Here is a 15,337-nt window from a genome sequence, read left to right on the forward strand (position 1 = left end):
AGGGTAACATGGATTCATTTTAGTTTTAGTGGGAGGAAATGGGTAGATGGTAAAAAGAATCTTTTATTTATTTTGGGGGTTACTACTTTTTGGTCTTGGCATTGTACTGACGATTAAGAGTAACTTGGGGGCGGCACCTTGGGATGCTTTTCATCTAGGATTAATTCTTTACTTTCCTTTGACTTTAGGGCAGGTATCCCAATTAACAGGAATTCTTGTTATCCTAATCAGTTACTTTTTGGGAATTAAACCTGGTTGGGGAACGGTTGCGAATATGTATTTCATTGGTATTTTTATAGATTATTTCATGGCAAGTTCTTGGCTTTTCGTTCCTACCTCTTGGTTATCCCAATTAGGAATGTTATTAGTTGGTATTTGGATTATCGGTTGGGCAAGTTTCTTTTACCTTTCCGCTGCTTTTGGGGCAGGTCCAAGGGATAGTTTTATGGTTGGTTCCATTGAGAAAACAGGTTGGCCTGTGTGGAAGGTAAGAACAGTTATAGAAACGAGTGTAGCTGCACTTGGCTATTTTCTAGGGGGACCAGTGGGGATCGGTACAATCATTATCGCATTTACTCTTGGGCCCTCCATCCAATGGGCTTTTTCCATCATGGGGAAACGGGCCCAAGATATAGAACACGATTCCTTGGTGATTCGAAGTAGGGAGTCGTGAACCGATCTATTTCTAGAAATGAATGGAAAAAAGGTAAACATGGCAGGACTTTAGGAATTTTTGTAAAATAGTTTCTAAATAAGTTATATAGACCATAGCATGAAGCGAATGGAGGAGAAAAATGAAAATCGTTAGGTACGAACATGAGGGGAACATTAAGTTTGGTGTATTGCAGGGTAAGCATATTAATGTACTAAATGGTGATGTTTTTAGCGAGTACCAAATTACAAAGGAAATACTTTCGTTAGCAAATGTGAAACTGCTGAGCCCTTGCGTTATTTCTAAGGCTGTTTGTGTAGGTCTTAATTATCATGGACATGCTAAAGAAATGAATTTAGAACTTCCAGCTCAGCCCTTATTCTTTTTAAAACCTTCTTCTGCTTTAAATCATCCAGGAGGAAATATTGAGTATCCTTCCATTAGTCAAGATGTACATTATGAAGCTGAACTTGCTATCGTGATTAAAAAATTAGCAAAGAAGGTTAAGGCAGAGGAAGCTGAGAAGTATATTTTGGGATATACTTGCGCAAATGATGTAACGGCTAGAGATATTCAAAAAATGGATGGACAATGGACAAGGGCGAAATCATTCGATACCTTTTTGCCTTTGGGGCCGTGTATTGAAACGGAAATCGATGCTAGTAATATAAATATTAAACTATACTTAAATGACCAATTAAAGCAAAGCTCGAATACAAGTGATTTAATCTTCAAAGTTCCTGAAATCGTGGCTCGTGTTTCGGAAGTCATGACCTTGTATCCAGGTGATGTAATTTTGACAGGTACTCCTTCTGGGGTGGGCCCGATGCAAGCAGGTGATACTGTAACTGTTGAAATCGAAGGAATTGGTAGATTGAGTAATGTCGTCGTATAATACAAGTATTGTACTTTTGGGAGGTAAAGTTGAAGAAGTTCATTTTTTTTAGAATTAGTATTTTAGTGATAATGTTTTTTGTGTTGCAAGTTTCTAGTACATTTGCTTTTGGTGGTAATTTTAATCCAATGCTTACCCAAAAGCCTACAGTTGTAAATAAAGATTTGTTAAAATCGGGAATGGTATTTGATCTAACGATCATGGGGGATCCAATCGCCACGAAGGAGCAATGTGTTAGTTATTTGCTCCGGCATAATCCCTTTCCTCTAATCACGACAACTCCGAAACAGTTGGTTGACTATTACTACTTAGAAGGGGGCATTGAGGGGATTCGACCAGATCTGGCATTTGCACAAGCATTACATGAGACGGGCAACTTCCGTTACGGCGGAGATGTGAGTCCTATGCAAAATAATTATTCCGGATTAGGGACTACTGGTAACGGTGTCAAAGGTGCTTGGTTCCCATCGGCAGAAATTGGTGTAAGGGCACAAATTCAACATTTGCTAGCTTATACAGCAACGCGCCCACCTGTGATGTCAGTTGTTGATCCTCGCTATGAACTGGTAAAACGATCGGAAAAATTTGGACAGTCTCTTACTTGGACAAATCTAAATGGGAAATGGGCTGTTCCTGGGAATACATATGGACAAATGATACTCAAAATACATGAGAAAATTATAACTGAAAAATAATGATAAAGAACGACTAAGGCTTCTGCCTGCGTCTGGGGACTTGGCCTAAGCCAAGTCTTTTCTTATTTCTCTAAATTCAAATAAGTGATATTTTTATAAAAATATTAGCATATAAAATAAAGTTGAAAATTCTTTTCTTGGAGGAAGGATTTGTAATAAGTTTGTCGAAATGGTTTAACTTGACTAGTTAGTCATTGGATAAAGGAGTGATTTGGATAAGTGTGAGCATGATTCTATACCTTTTCTAAGGTATGTTCCATAAAAAAGTTGTGGTACGAGAATACAAGGTCACAATAGGTCGAGGTTAGGGTTAATTTCAGTAGAGTTAAGGAGGTAAGTGCATTGGTTCATATAAGTTCAAAAGTAAGATGGCGCAATTATATGGTATTAATCATTCTTAGTATGGTGCTTGTAAGTGGTTGCAGTAAGCAGGGAGCGCCAGCACCCCAGGCTCCAGAGGTAAAGGTTATGCAGGTAGTTCGGAAAGATACTCCGATCGCATATGAATTCGTTGGCACAGTTGAGGCCAAGAATGAGGTTCAAGTCAGAGCCAAAGTTTCTGGGAATATAGTGGAGAAAATGGTGACAGGTGGAGCAGTGGTTTCTAAAGGGCAGCCTTTATTTCGCATTGACAGCCGTCAGTACAATTCTGCATTATTAACAAACCAAGCGACAGCAGCACAGTCGGAAGCTGTTTTAGCGAGGACTCGCCAAGATGTAGGAAGGTATAATCAGCTTGCATCTCAAGGTGCAATTTCCCAGCAGACCTTAGATAATGCTTTATCAGAAGAACAACAAAATGCAGCAGCAGTTAAAGCCAACTGGGCTAAGGTGCAGCAGGCACAGGAAGATATTGAAGATACTCTCATTGTCTCTCCTTTAGATGGTCGTATTGATGTGAATGACTTAAGTATTGGCAGTTTTGTTACGGCAGGGTCAACAACTATGGCTACTATTTCTTCTGTTGATCCAGTTATGGTGAAGTTTAGTATGAGTGAAAATGAATACTTACAGTTTGCTAAAAATGGTAAGGGTGCGTCTCCAACAGAATGGGGGCGGGACTTAAAGCTCATTCTTAGCGATGGTTCTACATATCCTTTAGCGGGTCAGATAGAACAGGTTGATAAGGGGTTAGCGACTGGTACAGGTACACTCAGTTTTAAAGCAGCTTTTGGCAACCCTAATAAGCTTCTAGTACCAGGTATGTTTGCTCGTGTTGCAGTCCAAAGCGAGGTTCGCCAAGGAGCTTTATTAATTCCACAAAGGGCTGTACAACAGATGTTAGATAAAACTCTGGTTACTGTTATTGGCGAAGGCGAGAAAACAGAAACAAGGGCAGTTAAAATGGGCACAAAAGTCGGCAATATGTGGGTAGTAGATGAAGGTGTAACAGAAAATGACCGTATTGTTGTAGAAGGGTTTGCGAAGACTCCGCCAGGAACACCTGTAACGGTAATAATGATTGGCCCGGATGATTTAAACGCTCCGGCGAAGCAATAGGAGGTAATCTGGTGGCAAAGTTTTTTATTGATCGTCCCATTTTTGCGATCGTATTATCGATTGTTATTGTTTTAATTGGTTCAATTTCAGCCTTTAATTTGCCGATCGCTCAATATCCGCAAATTACACCACCACAGGTTAGTGTTAGTGGTAGTTATACAGGGGCAAATGCTGAAGTTGTAGAACAAACGATGGCCCAGTTGATTGAATTACAGGTCAATGGGACAGAAGATATGGTTTCTATGCAATCCACTAGTTCCGATTCTGGTTCTTACTCCTTGACGGCAAAATTTGATTTGAGTAAGAATCCGGATATGGCAACTGTACAAACCCAAAATCGGGTAGCCCAAGCCAATGCGTCGCTTCCTGCGGAAGTAACAACGGCAGGTCTTACAACCCGTAAGGTTTCTCCCGATAATTCTCTCATCTTTACATTATGGTCTCCTAAGGGAAGCTATGATAGTACTTTCTTAAAAAACTTTGGCAGTATTTACCTTGTCGAAGATTTGAAAAGAATCAAGGGTGTAGGGAATATTATGGAATATGGTGCCGATTATGGCATGAGAATTTGGCTGCAGCCTGATAAAATGGCGCAGTTAAAACTGACGGGTAGTGATATCGCCAGTGCGATTAGTACTCAGAATGTCCAGGCACCAGCGGGAACCATTGGTCAAAGACCAACGTCTTCTCAGCAAGAATTTCAATTTACGGCAAGAGTACAAGGGCGTTTGACTGAGCCAAAAGAATTTGAAAATATTATTGTTAGTTCTCAGAATGGCAACCTTACTCGTATAAAAGATATAGCCAAAGTTGAAATGGGAGGCAAAGATTATGGCTTCCAGGCTTTTCTTAATGGACATGACGCAGTAGCTTTTGCTGTCCAACTTACGACTGATGCAAACGCATTAGAAACCATTACGCAGGTTCAAGCAAAATTAGAAGAAGCATCTAAGAAGTTTCCTTCGGATGTTGCCTACTATTCGGTTGTAGATAATACAAAATTTGTACGCGAATCCATGAAGGAAGTTGCGAAAACTTTTGCAGAAGCACTGCTGTTAGTGCTGTTAGTAGTATTTTTGTTTTTGCAAAGCTGGCGTGCAACACTCATTCCAATGCTCGCAATTCCAGTTTCCTTGATTGGAACCTTTGGTGCATTTATGGTAATGGGCTTTTCGATTAATACGCTCACTCTTTTTGCTATGGTACTGGCCATAGGGCTCGTAGTAGATGATGCAATTATTGTAATTGAAGCAGTTGAGCATCATATGAGATATAATGGTATGAGCCCTAAAGACGCAACTAAATTGGCCATGAGTGAAGTATCTGGTCCTGTTGTTGCGATTGCCTTTGTGTTAGCATCTGTATTTATTCCCGTTGCCTTTTTTGGCGGGACAACAGGTGTTTTATACAAACAGTTCGCCTTAACAATCGCAGTTTCCATGGCCTTGTCCGCCATCGTGGCTTTATCTTTAACACCGGCCCTTTGTGCGTTAATACTTAAGCCTCATGATCCGAATGCCCACTCTGGGCTCCTAGAAAGATTTTTTAACAAATTTAATGATGTGTTTGAGGCTACCGTAGAGCGATATGGTAAAGGTTTGGCTAAATTAATCAAAAGAGCCGCTTTGGGTGTTGTATTCTTAGTGGTACTTTTATTAGTCACTGGTAAACTATTTCAACTCGTTCCATCTTCCTTTGTTCCTAGTGAAGATCAAGGGTACTTTATTTCAAGTATTACCTTACCAGAGGCGGCAAGCGCGAGTCGTACCGCTACTGTTGCTAGTAAAATAGCCGAAGATATGCGTGCTCAACCGGGGGTAGCGGATACAATTGTAGTGCAAGGTTATGATATTTTAGCTGGTGCTCAAAAAGCAAATTCAGCGATTATTTTTACGAAACTTGCTGATTGGGATGAAAGAACCGCTCCAGGATTAGGGGTAGAGCAACAGGTTATGAAGGTTTTGATGAATGGTTCTCATATTCCTGAAGCTAGGGTTGTTTCCTTTAATGCTCCTTCCTTACCAGGTATTGGCACCGTTGGTGGCTTTACCATGATGATTGAAGATAAAGGCGGCAATACCATTGAAGAAATAGATAAGATATCTAAGCAATTTATGGCCGCTGCTCGTAAACGTCCGGAAATCGGGATGATTTATTCTACATTTGGAATTGATACTCCTGGTTATCGTTTTGATGTAGATCGGGAAAAAGCAGAGCAGTTAGGTATTCCAGTAAAGGATGTATTTACTGCCTTACAGACCTTCCTTGGTGGCGTACAGGTTAATGATTTTAACCGTTTCGGTAGGTCCTATAAAGTAGTTATGCAAGCGGAACAGCAATTCCGTAATGATGTAGAAGGAACTCGTTTCTTCTATGTCCGTAGTTCATCTGGTGTCATGGTACCACTCAATACCTTATTAAAACCACAAACCATTACGGCACCTCCTGTAATTAAACGGTTTAATGGATACAGAACGATTCAGGTAGGGGGTAATCCAGCTCTAGGATATAGCTCTGGTCAAGCATTAGCTGCACTGGAAGAAGTAGCAGCGCAGACGCTGCCTAGTGATTTTGGTTATGAATGGGCCGATCAGAGTCGTGAAGAAAAAATATCTGGTGGTCGTGCTCCTTTTGTCTTCGGCTTTGCCTTGCTGTTTGTATTCTTATGCTTGGCAGCTCTTTATGAAAGTTTTGGTATACCTTTTGCAGTTCTTCTGTCAGTTCCTACTGGCATATTTGGAGCATTCTTATTCCAATTTGTACGTAATTTACAAAATGATGTTTACATGCAGATTGGTATGGTTATGCTCATTGGATTGTCAGCTAAAAATGCAATCCTAATCGTCGAATATGCGAAAGTTAGGGTTGATAAGGGCATGGACCCTGTTAAAGCAGCGATTGAAGCCGCTAAATTAAGGTTACGTCCTATCATAATGACTTCCTTAGCCTTTATTATTGGATGTTTACCTCTTGTAATTGCTACAGGAGCTGGTGCTGGAGCGAGAAATTCTATGGGTACGGCCGTTGTTGGCGGTATGCTGGCAGCTACAACACTAGGAATTTTCTTAATTCCTGTTCTCTTTGTTCTAATTGAGCGGGGAGTGGGTGCTCTGAACAAACATAAGCAACATAAAAAAGAATTGCAGGCATCTCATGATGCAGGAAGTTCTGTGAAATAAGTAATGAAAAAGAAGACTTGGGTTCCAGTGGAGTATAACTCCGTCAGAGCCTAAGTCTTCTTTTCTTTTATGGTTTTATCGATGTAAATTGACTTTCAAAGTGTGGTATTCCTTAGCGATACGTACAGGTTTCGTCATAAACCGAACGGGAATAGAGCAAAGGAACGTTGTCAGATCATTACGGATTTCTTGGTTCAAGCGAGAGGGTTTTGTTATGATGCGAGACAAGAGGAATTCGCCATAAGTTTGGGAAGAGGGTTTTTTGAGTACGTTTTCAGGGTTACTATTATCATTTGTTGGGGCAGGAGAAGAGATAATGGTTGTTTTATGTATTAGGTTACTTGGTAGAGGCGTTGCAGTAATTTGCCGATAAGGTCCAATGGTTTTTCCACATCCTTCACAAGATATTTGTACAATTAAGTTGTTATTGTAGTTAATATCATGAACAGCCTCTTGATTGCAGCGCATGCAGAATAAAACTGCTTTAAAAGACTCTTTGCACATAATAAGACCTCCTTTATTGGGGACTTCTCATATAAGAGATATAAAATCTACTTCTATATCATAGCAATAGGAAAAAATAAACATTCTACCTATAGTAAGACTGAAAAAATAAGAACTAATAAAGTTTATGTTTTTTCTTTTCATTTAGCACCTAGGCTTTTGATGAATATAAAATTCGGGTATGGACTTTAGGGTGCAAAAATTAGTAAAGGGTTGTTTGTTATTATTAACAGGATTAGGTATTTTCAAACAATGATTTAATTATTACGGGACAAATCGGTTAACTATAATAAAGTGTTGTAGAGTAAGATGTAAGTGTCCTTACATAAGAAGTTGAAAAACTAGTTTGGATATGTTACGATGATGCTGAACTGAATAAGGCAAGGGGGGCTGGAGAGGCTGGCTGAGATATAGATCTGATAAAATCTATGACCCTGTAACCTGATCTGGGTAATGCCAGCGGAGGGATAGCGATATAGTTTTTGTGTACCAAGCGCATCCTATGGATGCGCTTTTTTGCATGATAGAGTATTATAAACCACAAAGACGCAATGTGGTTGAATATTTTTAAGGGGGAATTTTTATTAAAAAGGTACTTACGATAGCAGGTTCCGATTCTAGTGGTGGAGCTGGAATTCAAGCTGATTTAAAGGCTTTTTGTGCTCATGGGGTATTTGGTATGAGTGTCATTACAGCCGTGACAGCTCAGAATACCCAAGGTGTATTTGCTGTACAAGATATTGATGTAACTGTTATAGAGAAACAAATAGAAGCTATTTTTGATGATATATCAGTTTCAGCTGTTAAAATTGGTATGGTTTCTCGCATCGAAACGATTCGAGCAGTAGCCAATGGCCTCAAAAAGTTTAATGCCCAGAATGTTGTTGTGGATCCAGTAATGATATCAAAAAGCGGATATTATTTACTCCAGCCCGATGCAATGGAGGCATTAGTCTCTTGTTTATTGCCTTTGGCGACAGTGCTGACTCCTAATATTCCCGAGGCGGAAGAAATCAGTGGAAGGAAGATACATAGCTTAAAAGATATGGAGGAAGCTGCTAAAGCCATTCATCTGTTAGGGCCCAAATATGTTCTCTTAAAGGGAGGTCATCGAGAAGAGGATGCCGTTGATGTCTTATTCGACGGGGAAATTTTCCACCATTTTGGCTCCTTGCGAATTGCCACCCCAAATACCCACGGTACGGGTTGTACTTTGTCAGCTGCTATTGCGGCCAACTTGGCAAAAGGATATTTGCCACAAGAGGCAGTTGCGCGGGCTAAAGAATATATCCATACCGCGATTGAACATTCTTTTTCCATTGGTAAAGGGGTTGGCCCCGTCCATCATTTCTATAATTTATATAAAGGTGCAGGTATGTTAGATGATGAATGAAAATAATAATACACTTGGTTTTACCCATTATTTGTTTTTGTGGTTTGGTGCGGCTGTGTCCATTGCGGAGATTTTAACAGGCGGGTTGTTGGCTCCTCTAGGTTTTCAAAGTGGTGTGACTGCCATTGTCATTGGTCATGTGGTGGGTACCGTTATGATGGTGTTATGTGGCATCATAGGTACGCAGGAAAGGATACCAGCCCTAGTATCTACCAGAATTTCTTTTGGAGCCTATGGTTCCTATTTGTTCTCCATCCTAAATGTACTGCAACTAGTTGGTTGGACTGCCGTTATGATTATTGCTGCGGCCAGATCAGCCAATGAAATTAGTAAGATACTTTGGGGTATGGATCAAATGTCCTTATGGAGTATTGGTATTGGTGGATTAGTTCTTTTATGGATCGCTCTGGGCAGAGAAGGCGGCTTGAAGAGGCTTAATATGTTGGCCGTATTTCTCTTATTAGGTATAACGGTGATACTAAGTACCGTTGTATTTAAAGATAGTTCCGCTTTAAGCGTACTACCTGCTGGTGGTATGTCCTTTGGTGAAGCGTTAGAACTTAGTGTAATTATGCCTTTATCTTGGTTACCGTTAATTGCAGATTACACCCGTTTTGCAAAAAGTAAAACAAGCGCAGCCTTAGGCAGCGGCCTGGGCTACTTTATTGGCAGCTGCTGGATGTATATTATTGGCCTCGGAGCTGCTATTGTTGCTGGTAACCCAGAACCTTCGGCTATGATGCTAGCTGCTAATTTGGGATTATCTGCCTTGGGAATTGTAGTATTAGCAACAGTAACGACGACTTTCTTGGATGCTTATTCCGCAGGTGTAAGCTTTAATAATATTTTCCCTGAGTTAAACGAAAAACAAGTTGCTTTGGTGATGACGGTTATTGGTACAGTGATCGCTTTGTGGATCAATATGGAAGAGTACGAAAGTTTTCTAATCGCTATCGGGTCAGTTTTTGCGCCTTTATTTGCGGTACTCTTGACCGAGTATTTTATCATTAAAAATCGGCTGGTTAGACCCGAGGTGCTAATCAACTGGAGTGCACTAGTGGTTTGGGCTCTTGGGGTAGTAATGTATTATCAGTTTATCAAAATGGAATTTATCTTAGGAGCGACGATACCTGTTATGTTGATTACTGCATTACTCTACAAAATAATATGGGGGTATACGAAACAATGGAAATACTGCAAAAAATCTCCGATGGCCTTATAGCTCTAAAACAAAAGAAGCCTTTAGTGCATCATATTACTAATTATGTGACAGTGAATGATTGTGCAAATATCACCTTAGCGATAGGTGCTTCTCCTGTGATGGCAGATGATATAGAAGAAGTTGAAGAAATGGTTTCGTTTGCTTCTTCCTTAGTGTTAAATATAGGTACACTGAATTCTCGAAGTATTGAATCCATGCTAGTCGTTGGCAAAAAGGCGAAAGAAAAGGGAATTCCCATTGTATTTGATCCAGTCGGGGTAGGAGCTACTAACCTTCGTACAGTTACGGCAAAACAAATTATAGAAGACGTTCGTCCTGATGTAATACGTGGTAATATGTCAGAAATGAAAATTTTAGCGGGTATCGCTACAGAAATTAAAGGCGTCGATTCTGTGGCTGATGAAATGGATGGGGAAAAGGTAGCACTTTATCTTTCGCAAAAACTTAGCTGCGTGATTGCAATTACGGGTAAACAAGATGTTATTGCTCAAGGAAATAAAGTTTGCCTGATTCATAATGGACATCCTATATTGTCAGAGGTTACTGGCACTGGATGTATGGCTACGTCCCTCATTGCTTCTTATTGTGGCGCAAATGACGATTTGTTTGTCGGAGCAGCGGCAGGGGTTATGACCATGGGGCTAGCTGGGGAGCTCGCGAGACAATCTTTGAAAGCTGGCGAAGGGATTGGAACATTTCGCGCTCGGTTATTTGATGCTGTATGGAATATGACTCCAGAGATTTTAGAAAAAGGCGGCACGATAACGAATGGATAAAGGGGCAATTGATTATTCCTTGTACTTAGTTACGGACCGAGAATTATTAAGTGGCAAAGATCTTGCTACTACAGTAGAAGAAGCTATTAAGGGCAGCGTTACTTTAGTACAAATCCGTGAAAAAAACATATCTACGTTAGATTTTTTTCAGTTGGCCATACAGGTTAAAGATATTACTGCTGCCTATGGTGTTCCCTTTATTGTCAATGATCGTGTAGACATCGCTCTAGCCGTAGATGCAGATGGTGTACACATTGGTCAAGAGGATATGCCCTTGCCAGTGGCAAGAAATTTACTCGGGCCAACAAAGATTATTGGGGTATCTGTATCTACCCTAGAAGAAGCGCTGAGGGCCCAAGAGGAAGGAGCAGATTACCTTGGGATTGGGGCCTTATTCCCTACTTTGACCAAAAGTGATGCAGATCATGTGAGTCTTGAGGATTTAAGGATGATAAAAGAAAAAATTAGCATACCGATTGTTGGAATTGGCGGTATTAATGCCAGTAATATTCATGATGTAATAGAGACAGGAGTGGATGGAGCCGCGATAGTATCTGCAATTATTGCTGCAGCCAATCCTAGGGAAGCAGCTGTGCAGCTGCGTCAGATCATAACTAAATAAAGCGTCAAAAGATATCCTGTAACGTTCCTAAGGCGTTGCAGGATTTTAACTTTTTATAATAGAAGTTAGTAAGTTACTACACTTTTAGCTTAATATCTCACCTAACTCGGGGGTAGAATAATAGGAATTAGAATCAAATCAAAAGGGGTGTTAGGTAATGAAAGATAAAGAACAGTTAAAGAATAAGCTTAGTAAAGTTCAATATGAAGTAACACAAAACAACGGAACGGAACCTGCTTTTCGCAATGAATATTGGGAACATAAGCAAGCAGGTATTTATGTAGATATTGTTTCAGGGGAACCATTATTTACTTCCCTAGACAAATATGACTCTGGTTGTGGGTGGCCTAGCTTTACAAAACCTGTGTCGGAAGAAGCGGTTAAGGAAAAGGCCGATCATAGTCATTTTATGAATCGTATAGAAGTGCGTAGTAAAGAAGGAGATTCTCATTTAGGCCATGTTTTTACCGATGGCCCTGCTCCAACTAATCTGCGTTATTGTATTAACTCGGCAGCGTTACGTTTTATCGATAAAGAGGATTTAGAAAAAGAAGGATATGGAAAATATCTTACATTATTTGATAGGGAGAAATAGATAGTGGTTTGTTATGAAATATAATAAAATAGTAGAAGGAACTTTTATAAAAAGAATCAATCGCTTTATTGCTCATGTGTGGGTAGAGGGAATAGAGGAAATTGTTCATGTAAAAAATACAGGCCGATGCAAAGAGCTGTTTATTGCAGGTACGAAGGTGATTTTAGAATGTTCTCAAAACCCAGCAAGGAAAACAAAGTATTCGGTTATTTGTATTTATAAAGGAGATAGGCTGATTAATATCGATTCCCAAATACCAAATTATGTTGTTTTGGAAGCTTTACAGACAGGAAGTATTTCAGAGATAGCTGCCATAGATACCTTAAAAAAAGAAGTCACCTTTGGTAATTCCAGGTTTGATGTTTACTTTGAATCCCTTGGTAACAAGGGGTTTATTGAAGTCAAAGGGGTGACATTAGAAGAGGGTGGTATGGTTATGTTTCCTGATGCTCCAACAAGTAGAGGGACCAAACATGTATATGAAATGATGAAAGCCGTTGAAGAAGGCTATCAGGGATATATTTTCTTTCTTATCCAAATGAAAGGTGTCATCAGTTTTAGCCCTAATAGTATGACTGACAAAGCTTTTGCCGGAGCCTTGAAACTGGCTGCTGCAAAAGGTGTTAAACTACTAGCATATGATTCTTTTGTTGAGGAAGATACGATTGTAATTGGAGACAAAGTGGAAATAGTATTATAAGTAGGAGGCGAGATTATGTATTTTGACATTGCTGAGGGCCCTGTATTTCGTCCGCCTAGCGAAGCGGATAGCTTTATTTTGCGTGTAACTATTGGGTGTTCTCATAATCGTTGTACTTATTGCAATATGTACAGAACTGTTGATTTTCGTACTCGCTCCATGGAAGAAATTATGGCGCAAATAGAACAAGCCAAAGGGTATAAGGATATGATTCGCCGAATATTCTTGGCTGACGGCAATGCATTAGTCTTGTCAACCGATAGGTTATTGAAGATATTAAAAGTACTGCATGAAAGTTTCCCAAAACTCCGCAGAGTATCTTGCTATGCGGGACCCAATGATATTTTACGAAAAACACCAGAAGAACTTCAGAGTTTATCAGAAGCAGGATTGAAACTTGTGTACTATGGAATGGAATCAGGCGATGATGAAGTACTGCTCCATGTAAATAAGGGCGTTACAAAACAACAGTCTATTGAAGCAGGGCAGAAAATAGTCGCGGCAGGTATTAAATTGTCATTGATGGTTATCATCGGCCTTGCAGGGAAGGCGGGTTCTAAAGAACATGCTTATCATACTGCTCAAGCAGTGAATGCAATTCGTCCCAATATGCTCAGTGCTTTAACCTTAATGATGTATCGAGGCAGTGAACTAAGGGCCGAATATGAAAGAGGTGAATTTACCTTATTGTCTCCTGTAGAGATTATGGGTGAACTATCGCGATTGATTGCCGGTATTGATTTGCCAAGTGAAGTCCATTGTTTGTTTCGCAGCAATCATATTTCAAATTATGTTGCCCTAGCGGGTACATTGCCCCAAGATAAAGAAAAGCTATTGATGGATTGTAAAAAGGCAATGGAGCATTTATCCACGATGACAGAATGGGACCCTTACAATAACGTAGAACAGTGAGACTACTTCCCACCAAGTTATAGTAGGAGAGGGTTATTTTGAAGAAAAATTTAAAATGCATTTATGTAATAAGTTTAATTTTTTTATTGTTACAGCCAGCATTAGTAAGTGCTAAATACCTAGAGGAATATGAGGAAGCTCGTACTTTATACATGGCTGCCACTGCTTGTACAGCTGTATATAGTGATCGGGTGGGAATGATTGCTCGGGATGCTCTAGTGCAAGATGGCTGGCAAATTCAGTATTACATTGGGAAAGATAAAAAAGCAGATGCTAGATTTCTATTTGCCAAAAAGAGCCAAGAAGGAAGTTCTGTTCCCATATACTTGCTTTCGGCAGTAGGAACAGAGAATATAAAAGACGTAAAGACGGACTTACGAGTAGGCAAGGTTTATTTTGCTGGTAAAGGGCCAGAAGAATTTTCAGAGAATGCTCAGAGAAAAAATATGCCTGATACAGTTCCTAAGGTACATGAGGGATTTAATCAATACGTTCAGGCTGGTTTTTCCAAGGAAATAGTAGAAGAAGTGGGTAATTCAAAAAAACCATTTTTGGACATACTGCAAGAGGATGGGGACAAAAAGGTATATTTAGTAGGACATAGTCTAGGGGGAGCAGGGGTTACCATTGGGGGAGCAAGATTACTAGAAATGGGGATAAAACCAGAGCAAGTGGAGGTCATTACTTTTGGCGCGCCAGCCGTAGGAAATGAGGCTTTTCGCCAGAAATATGAGCCTTTGTTACACTTAACTCGTGTTGTAGCTACTGGTGACCCTGTAACTAAGGCTTTGCAAAAATTAGTGGGAGGGTATGAACAATTTGGGCGAGAAATTCGCTGGCAAGTGCCTACCCTTGAAAATCCAGGGCCTCATCAAATCACCTTATATTTAGACTTGGCGATTAAAAACTATTATCAGAAACGGCTGCAAGCTGTACAGGCGGGGGAGTTATTGATGCCTAAGCAGTCTTTCAGTACTTCTGAAACAGCAAGAGTATTTGTAGCACCTCTTAAAAATGAACTACCAGAGGAACTGCAAGCAGAGTTCGTCTATATGAAAGAAGCAGTGCAGGATGAATATCGCTCTACGTTTCCCAATTATGTGTTAGCTGAAGATGGAACAAATGAGGACATCTTTCAAAAAGCGTTAGCAGAAAAGTCTGATTGGGTGGTAGTGCCAACAGCTCTGGCTCATAAAGTTAAGGATGAAGAAAATGTGTATTATATCACCTTGGAACAAAGAGTATATCGGGTAGAAAATCATGCCGTTGTTCATACTGCTAGTTATGGAAGTAGTACTCGGGATATGACGCCCTTGGAAGCATTTATTCACGATATGAAAACAATGAGTCATGATAGGCAGGAGTGGTTTGGATCAGATAAGGGGAAGTAGAATTTGATGAAAAGGGCTCGTTTGAAAAGCAGGACATTTGTTCCTGCTTTTTTTACGGAATCAGAAAGTATAACACTTCCTTGATTCCAAGTAAGAACGACTAAGGCTTCCGCCTGCGTCTGAGGACTTGGCCTAAGCCAAGTCTTTTCTTATGCAATCGAAAGAATACGTCCTTCTTGATTTCCCATAAAAAGAATGAATACCTTGCCTATATCCTAGGGACTTTGTGTAAGCGAAGTCTTTTTTCTATATTAAATAGTAAAGTAAAAGGAGTTCTGTATTCTTGAGAAATTGATTTTGC

At 40.0% G+C, this 15,337-nt stretch carries 14 protein-coding genes and 1 riboswitch; of the genes, 13 read left to right on the forward strand and 1 reads right to left on the reverse strand.

Features of this window, described 5'->3' with window-relative positions:
- Window positions 1-46: 46 nt before the first annotated feature.
- From QSJ81_RS05910 to QSJ81_RS05930, 5 genes are all read left to right on the forward strand, one after another.
- Entirely contained in the window at window positions 47-673 is a 627-nt protein-coding gene (locus QSJ81_RS05910; RefSeq protein WP_285716492.1) for a YczE/YyaS/YitT family protein, read from the forward strand.
- Window positions 674-794: 121 nt separating this feature from the next.
- Complete coding sequence (locus QSJ81_RS05915) at window positions 795-1,547, forward strand: fumarylacetoacetate hydrolase family protein (RefSeq protein ID WP_285716493.1); 753 nt, start codon at window positions 795-797, stop codon at window positions 1,545-1,547.
- A 29-nt stretch (window positions 1,548-1,576) separates the two neighbouring features.
- A complete protein-coding gene (locus QSJ81_RS05920) occupies window positions 1,577-2,242 on the forward strand; it encodes a glucosaminidase domain-containing protein (RefSeq protein ID WP_285716494.1) in 666 nt (221 codons plus the stop codon).
- Window positions 2,243-2,623: 381 nt separating this feature from the next.
- Complete coding sequence (locus tag QSJ81_RS05925; protein WP_502929641.1) at window positions 2,624-3,742, forward strand: efflux RND transporter periplasmic adaptor subunit; 1,119 nt, start codon at window positions 2,624-2,626, stop codon at window positions 3,740-3,742.
- An 11-nt stretch (window positions 3,743-3,753) separates the two neighbouring features.
- Window positions 3,754-6,921, forward strand: a complete 3,168-nt coding sequence (locus tag QSJ81_RS05930; RefSeq protein ID WP_285716496.1) for an efflux RND transporter permease subunit — start codon at window positions 3,754-3,756, stop codon at window positions 6,919-6,921.
- 75 nt (window positions 6,922-6,996) lie between these two features.
- On the opposite strand, the gene QSJ81_RS05935 is transcribed toward QSJ81_RS05930, so the two are convergent.
- Window positions 6,997-7,425 carry a hypothetical protein gene (locus tag QSJ81_RS05935; RefSeq protein WP_285716497.1) on the reverse strand — a complete coding sequence of 143 codons (429 nt, stop codon included), beginning with the start codon at window positions 7,423-7,425 and terminating at the stop codon, window positions 6,997-6,999.
- Window positions 7,426-7,798: 373 nt separating this feature from the next.
- A riboswitch (TPP riboswitch) is annotated at window positions 7,799-7,910 on the forward strand.
- 98 nt (window positions 7,911-8,008) lie between these two features.
- Here QSJ81_RS05935 and thiD point away from each other — a divergent pair.
- From thiD to QSJ81_RS05975, 8 genes are all read left to right on the forward strand, one after another.
- Window positions 8,009-8,818 (forward strand): bifunctional hydroxymethylpyrimidine kinase/phosphomethylpyrimidine kinase, encoded by an 810-nt coding sequence (gene thiD, locus QSJ81_RS05940; RefSeq protein WP_285716661.1) that lies wholly within the window; start codon window positions 8,009-8,011, stop codon window positions 8,816-8,818.
- The gene (gene cytX, locus QSJ81_RS05945; RefSeq protein WP_285716498.1) at window positions 8,808-10,040 is read left to right on the forward strand and encodes a putative hydroxymethylpyrimidine transporter CytX; all 1,233 of its coding nucleotides are present in this window, start codon (window positions 8,808-8,810) and stop codon (window positions 10,038-10,040) included. Before thiD ends, cytX begins: the two co-directional genes overlap by 11 nt.
- Window positions 10,004-10,816 carry a hydroxyethylthiazole kinase gene (gene thiM, locus QSJ81_RS05950; protein ID WP_285716499.1) on the forward strand — a complete coding sequence of 271 codons (813 nt, stop codon included), beginning with the start codon at window positions 10,004-10,006 and terminating at the stop codon, window positions 10,814-10,816. Before cytX ends, thiM begins: the two co-directional genes overlap by 37 nt.
- Window positions 10,809-11,438, forward strand: coding sequence for a thiamine phosphate synthase (thiE, locus tag QSJ81_RS05955; protein WP_285716500.1), 630 nt, complete (start codon window positions 10,809-10,811; stop codon window positions 11,436-11,438). Before thiM ends, thiE begins: the two co-directional genes overlap by 8 nt.
- A 157-nt stretch (window positions 11,439-11,595) precedes the next feature.
- Window positions 11,596-12,033, forward strand: coding sequence for a peptide-methionine (R)-S-oxide reductase MsrB (msrB, locus tag QSJ81_RS05960; protein WP_285716501.1), 438 nt, complete (start codon window positions 11,596-11,598; stop codon window positions 12,031-12,033).
- A 13-nt stretch (window positions 12,034-12,046) separates the two neighbouring features.
- Complete coding sequence (sfsA, locus tag QSJ81_RS05965; protein WP_285716502.1) at window positions 12,047-12,733, forward strand: DNA/RNA nuclease SfsA; 687 nt, start codon at window positions 12,047-12,049, stop codon at window positions 12,731-12,733.
- A gap of 15 nt (window positions 12,734-12,748) precedes the next feature.
- On the forward strand, window positions 12,749-13,645 hold the full coding sequence (locus tag QSJ81_RS05970; RefSeq protein WP_285716503.1) for a B12-binding domain-containing radical SAM protein: 897 nt from the start codon (window positions 12,749-12,751) through the stop codon (window positions 13,643-13,645).
- Window positions 13,646-13,683: 38 nt separating this feature from the next.
- Window positions 13,684-15,036 (forward strand): lipase family protein, encoded by a 1,353-nt coding sequence (locus QSJ81_RS05975; protein WP_285716504.1) that lies wholly within the window; start codon window positions 13,684-13,686, stop codon window positions 15,034-15,036.
- Window positions 15,037-15,337 lie beyond the last annotated feature (301 nt).

The organism is Pelosinus sp. IPA-1, from assembly GCF_030269905.1.
GTDB lineage: Bacteria > Bacillota > Negativicutes > DSM-13327 > DSM-13327 > Pelosinus.

Coding starts and splice junctions, on each gene's coding strand:
- QSJ81_RS05910 (WP_285716492.1), top strand. CDS start 47: ATGGTAAAAAGAATCTTTTATTTATTTTGGGGGTTACTACTTTTTGGT.
- QSJ81_RS05915 (WP_285716493.1), top strand. CDS start 795: ATGAAAATCGTTAGGTACGAACATGAGGGGAACATTAAGTTTGGTGTA.
- QSJ81_RS05925 (WP_502929641.1), top strand. CDS start 2,624: ATGGTATTAATCATTCTTAGTATGGTGCTTGTAAGTGGTTGCAGTAAG.
- QSJ81_RS05935 (WP_285716497.1), bottom strand. CDS start 7,425: ATGTGCAAAGAGTCTTTTAAAGCAGTTTTATTCTGCATGCGCTGCAAT.
- cytX (WP_285716498.1), top strand. CDS start 8,808: ATGATGAATGAAAATAATAATACACTTGGTTTTACCCATTATTTGTTT.
- thiM (WP_285716499.1), top strand. CDS start 10,004: ATGGAAATACTGCAAAAAATCTCCGATGGCCTTATAGCTCTAAAACAA.
- thiE (WP_285716500.1), top strand. CDS start 10,809: ATGGATAAAGGGGCAATTGATTATTCCTTGTACTTAGTTACGGACCGA.
- msrB (WP_285716501.1), top strand. CDS start 11,596: ATGAAAGATAAAGAACAGTTAAAGAATAAGCTTAGTAAAGTTCAATAT.
- sfsA (WP_285716502.1), top strand. CDS start 12,047: ATGAAATATAATAAAATAGTAGAAGGAACTTTTATAAAAAGAATCAAT.
- QSJ81_RS05970 (WP_285716503.1), top strand. CDS start 12,749: ATGTATTTTGACATTGCTGAGGGCCCTGTATTTCGTCCGCCTAGCGAA.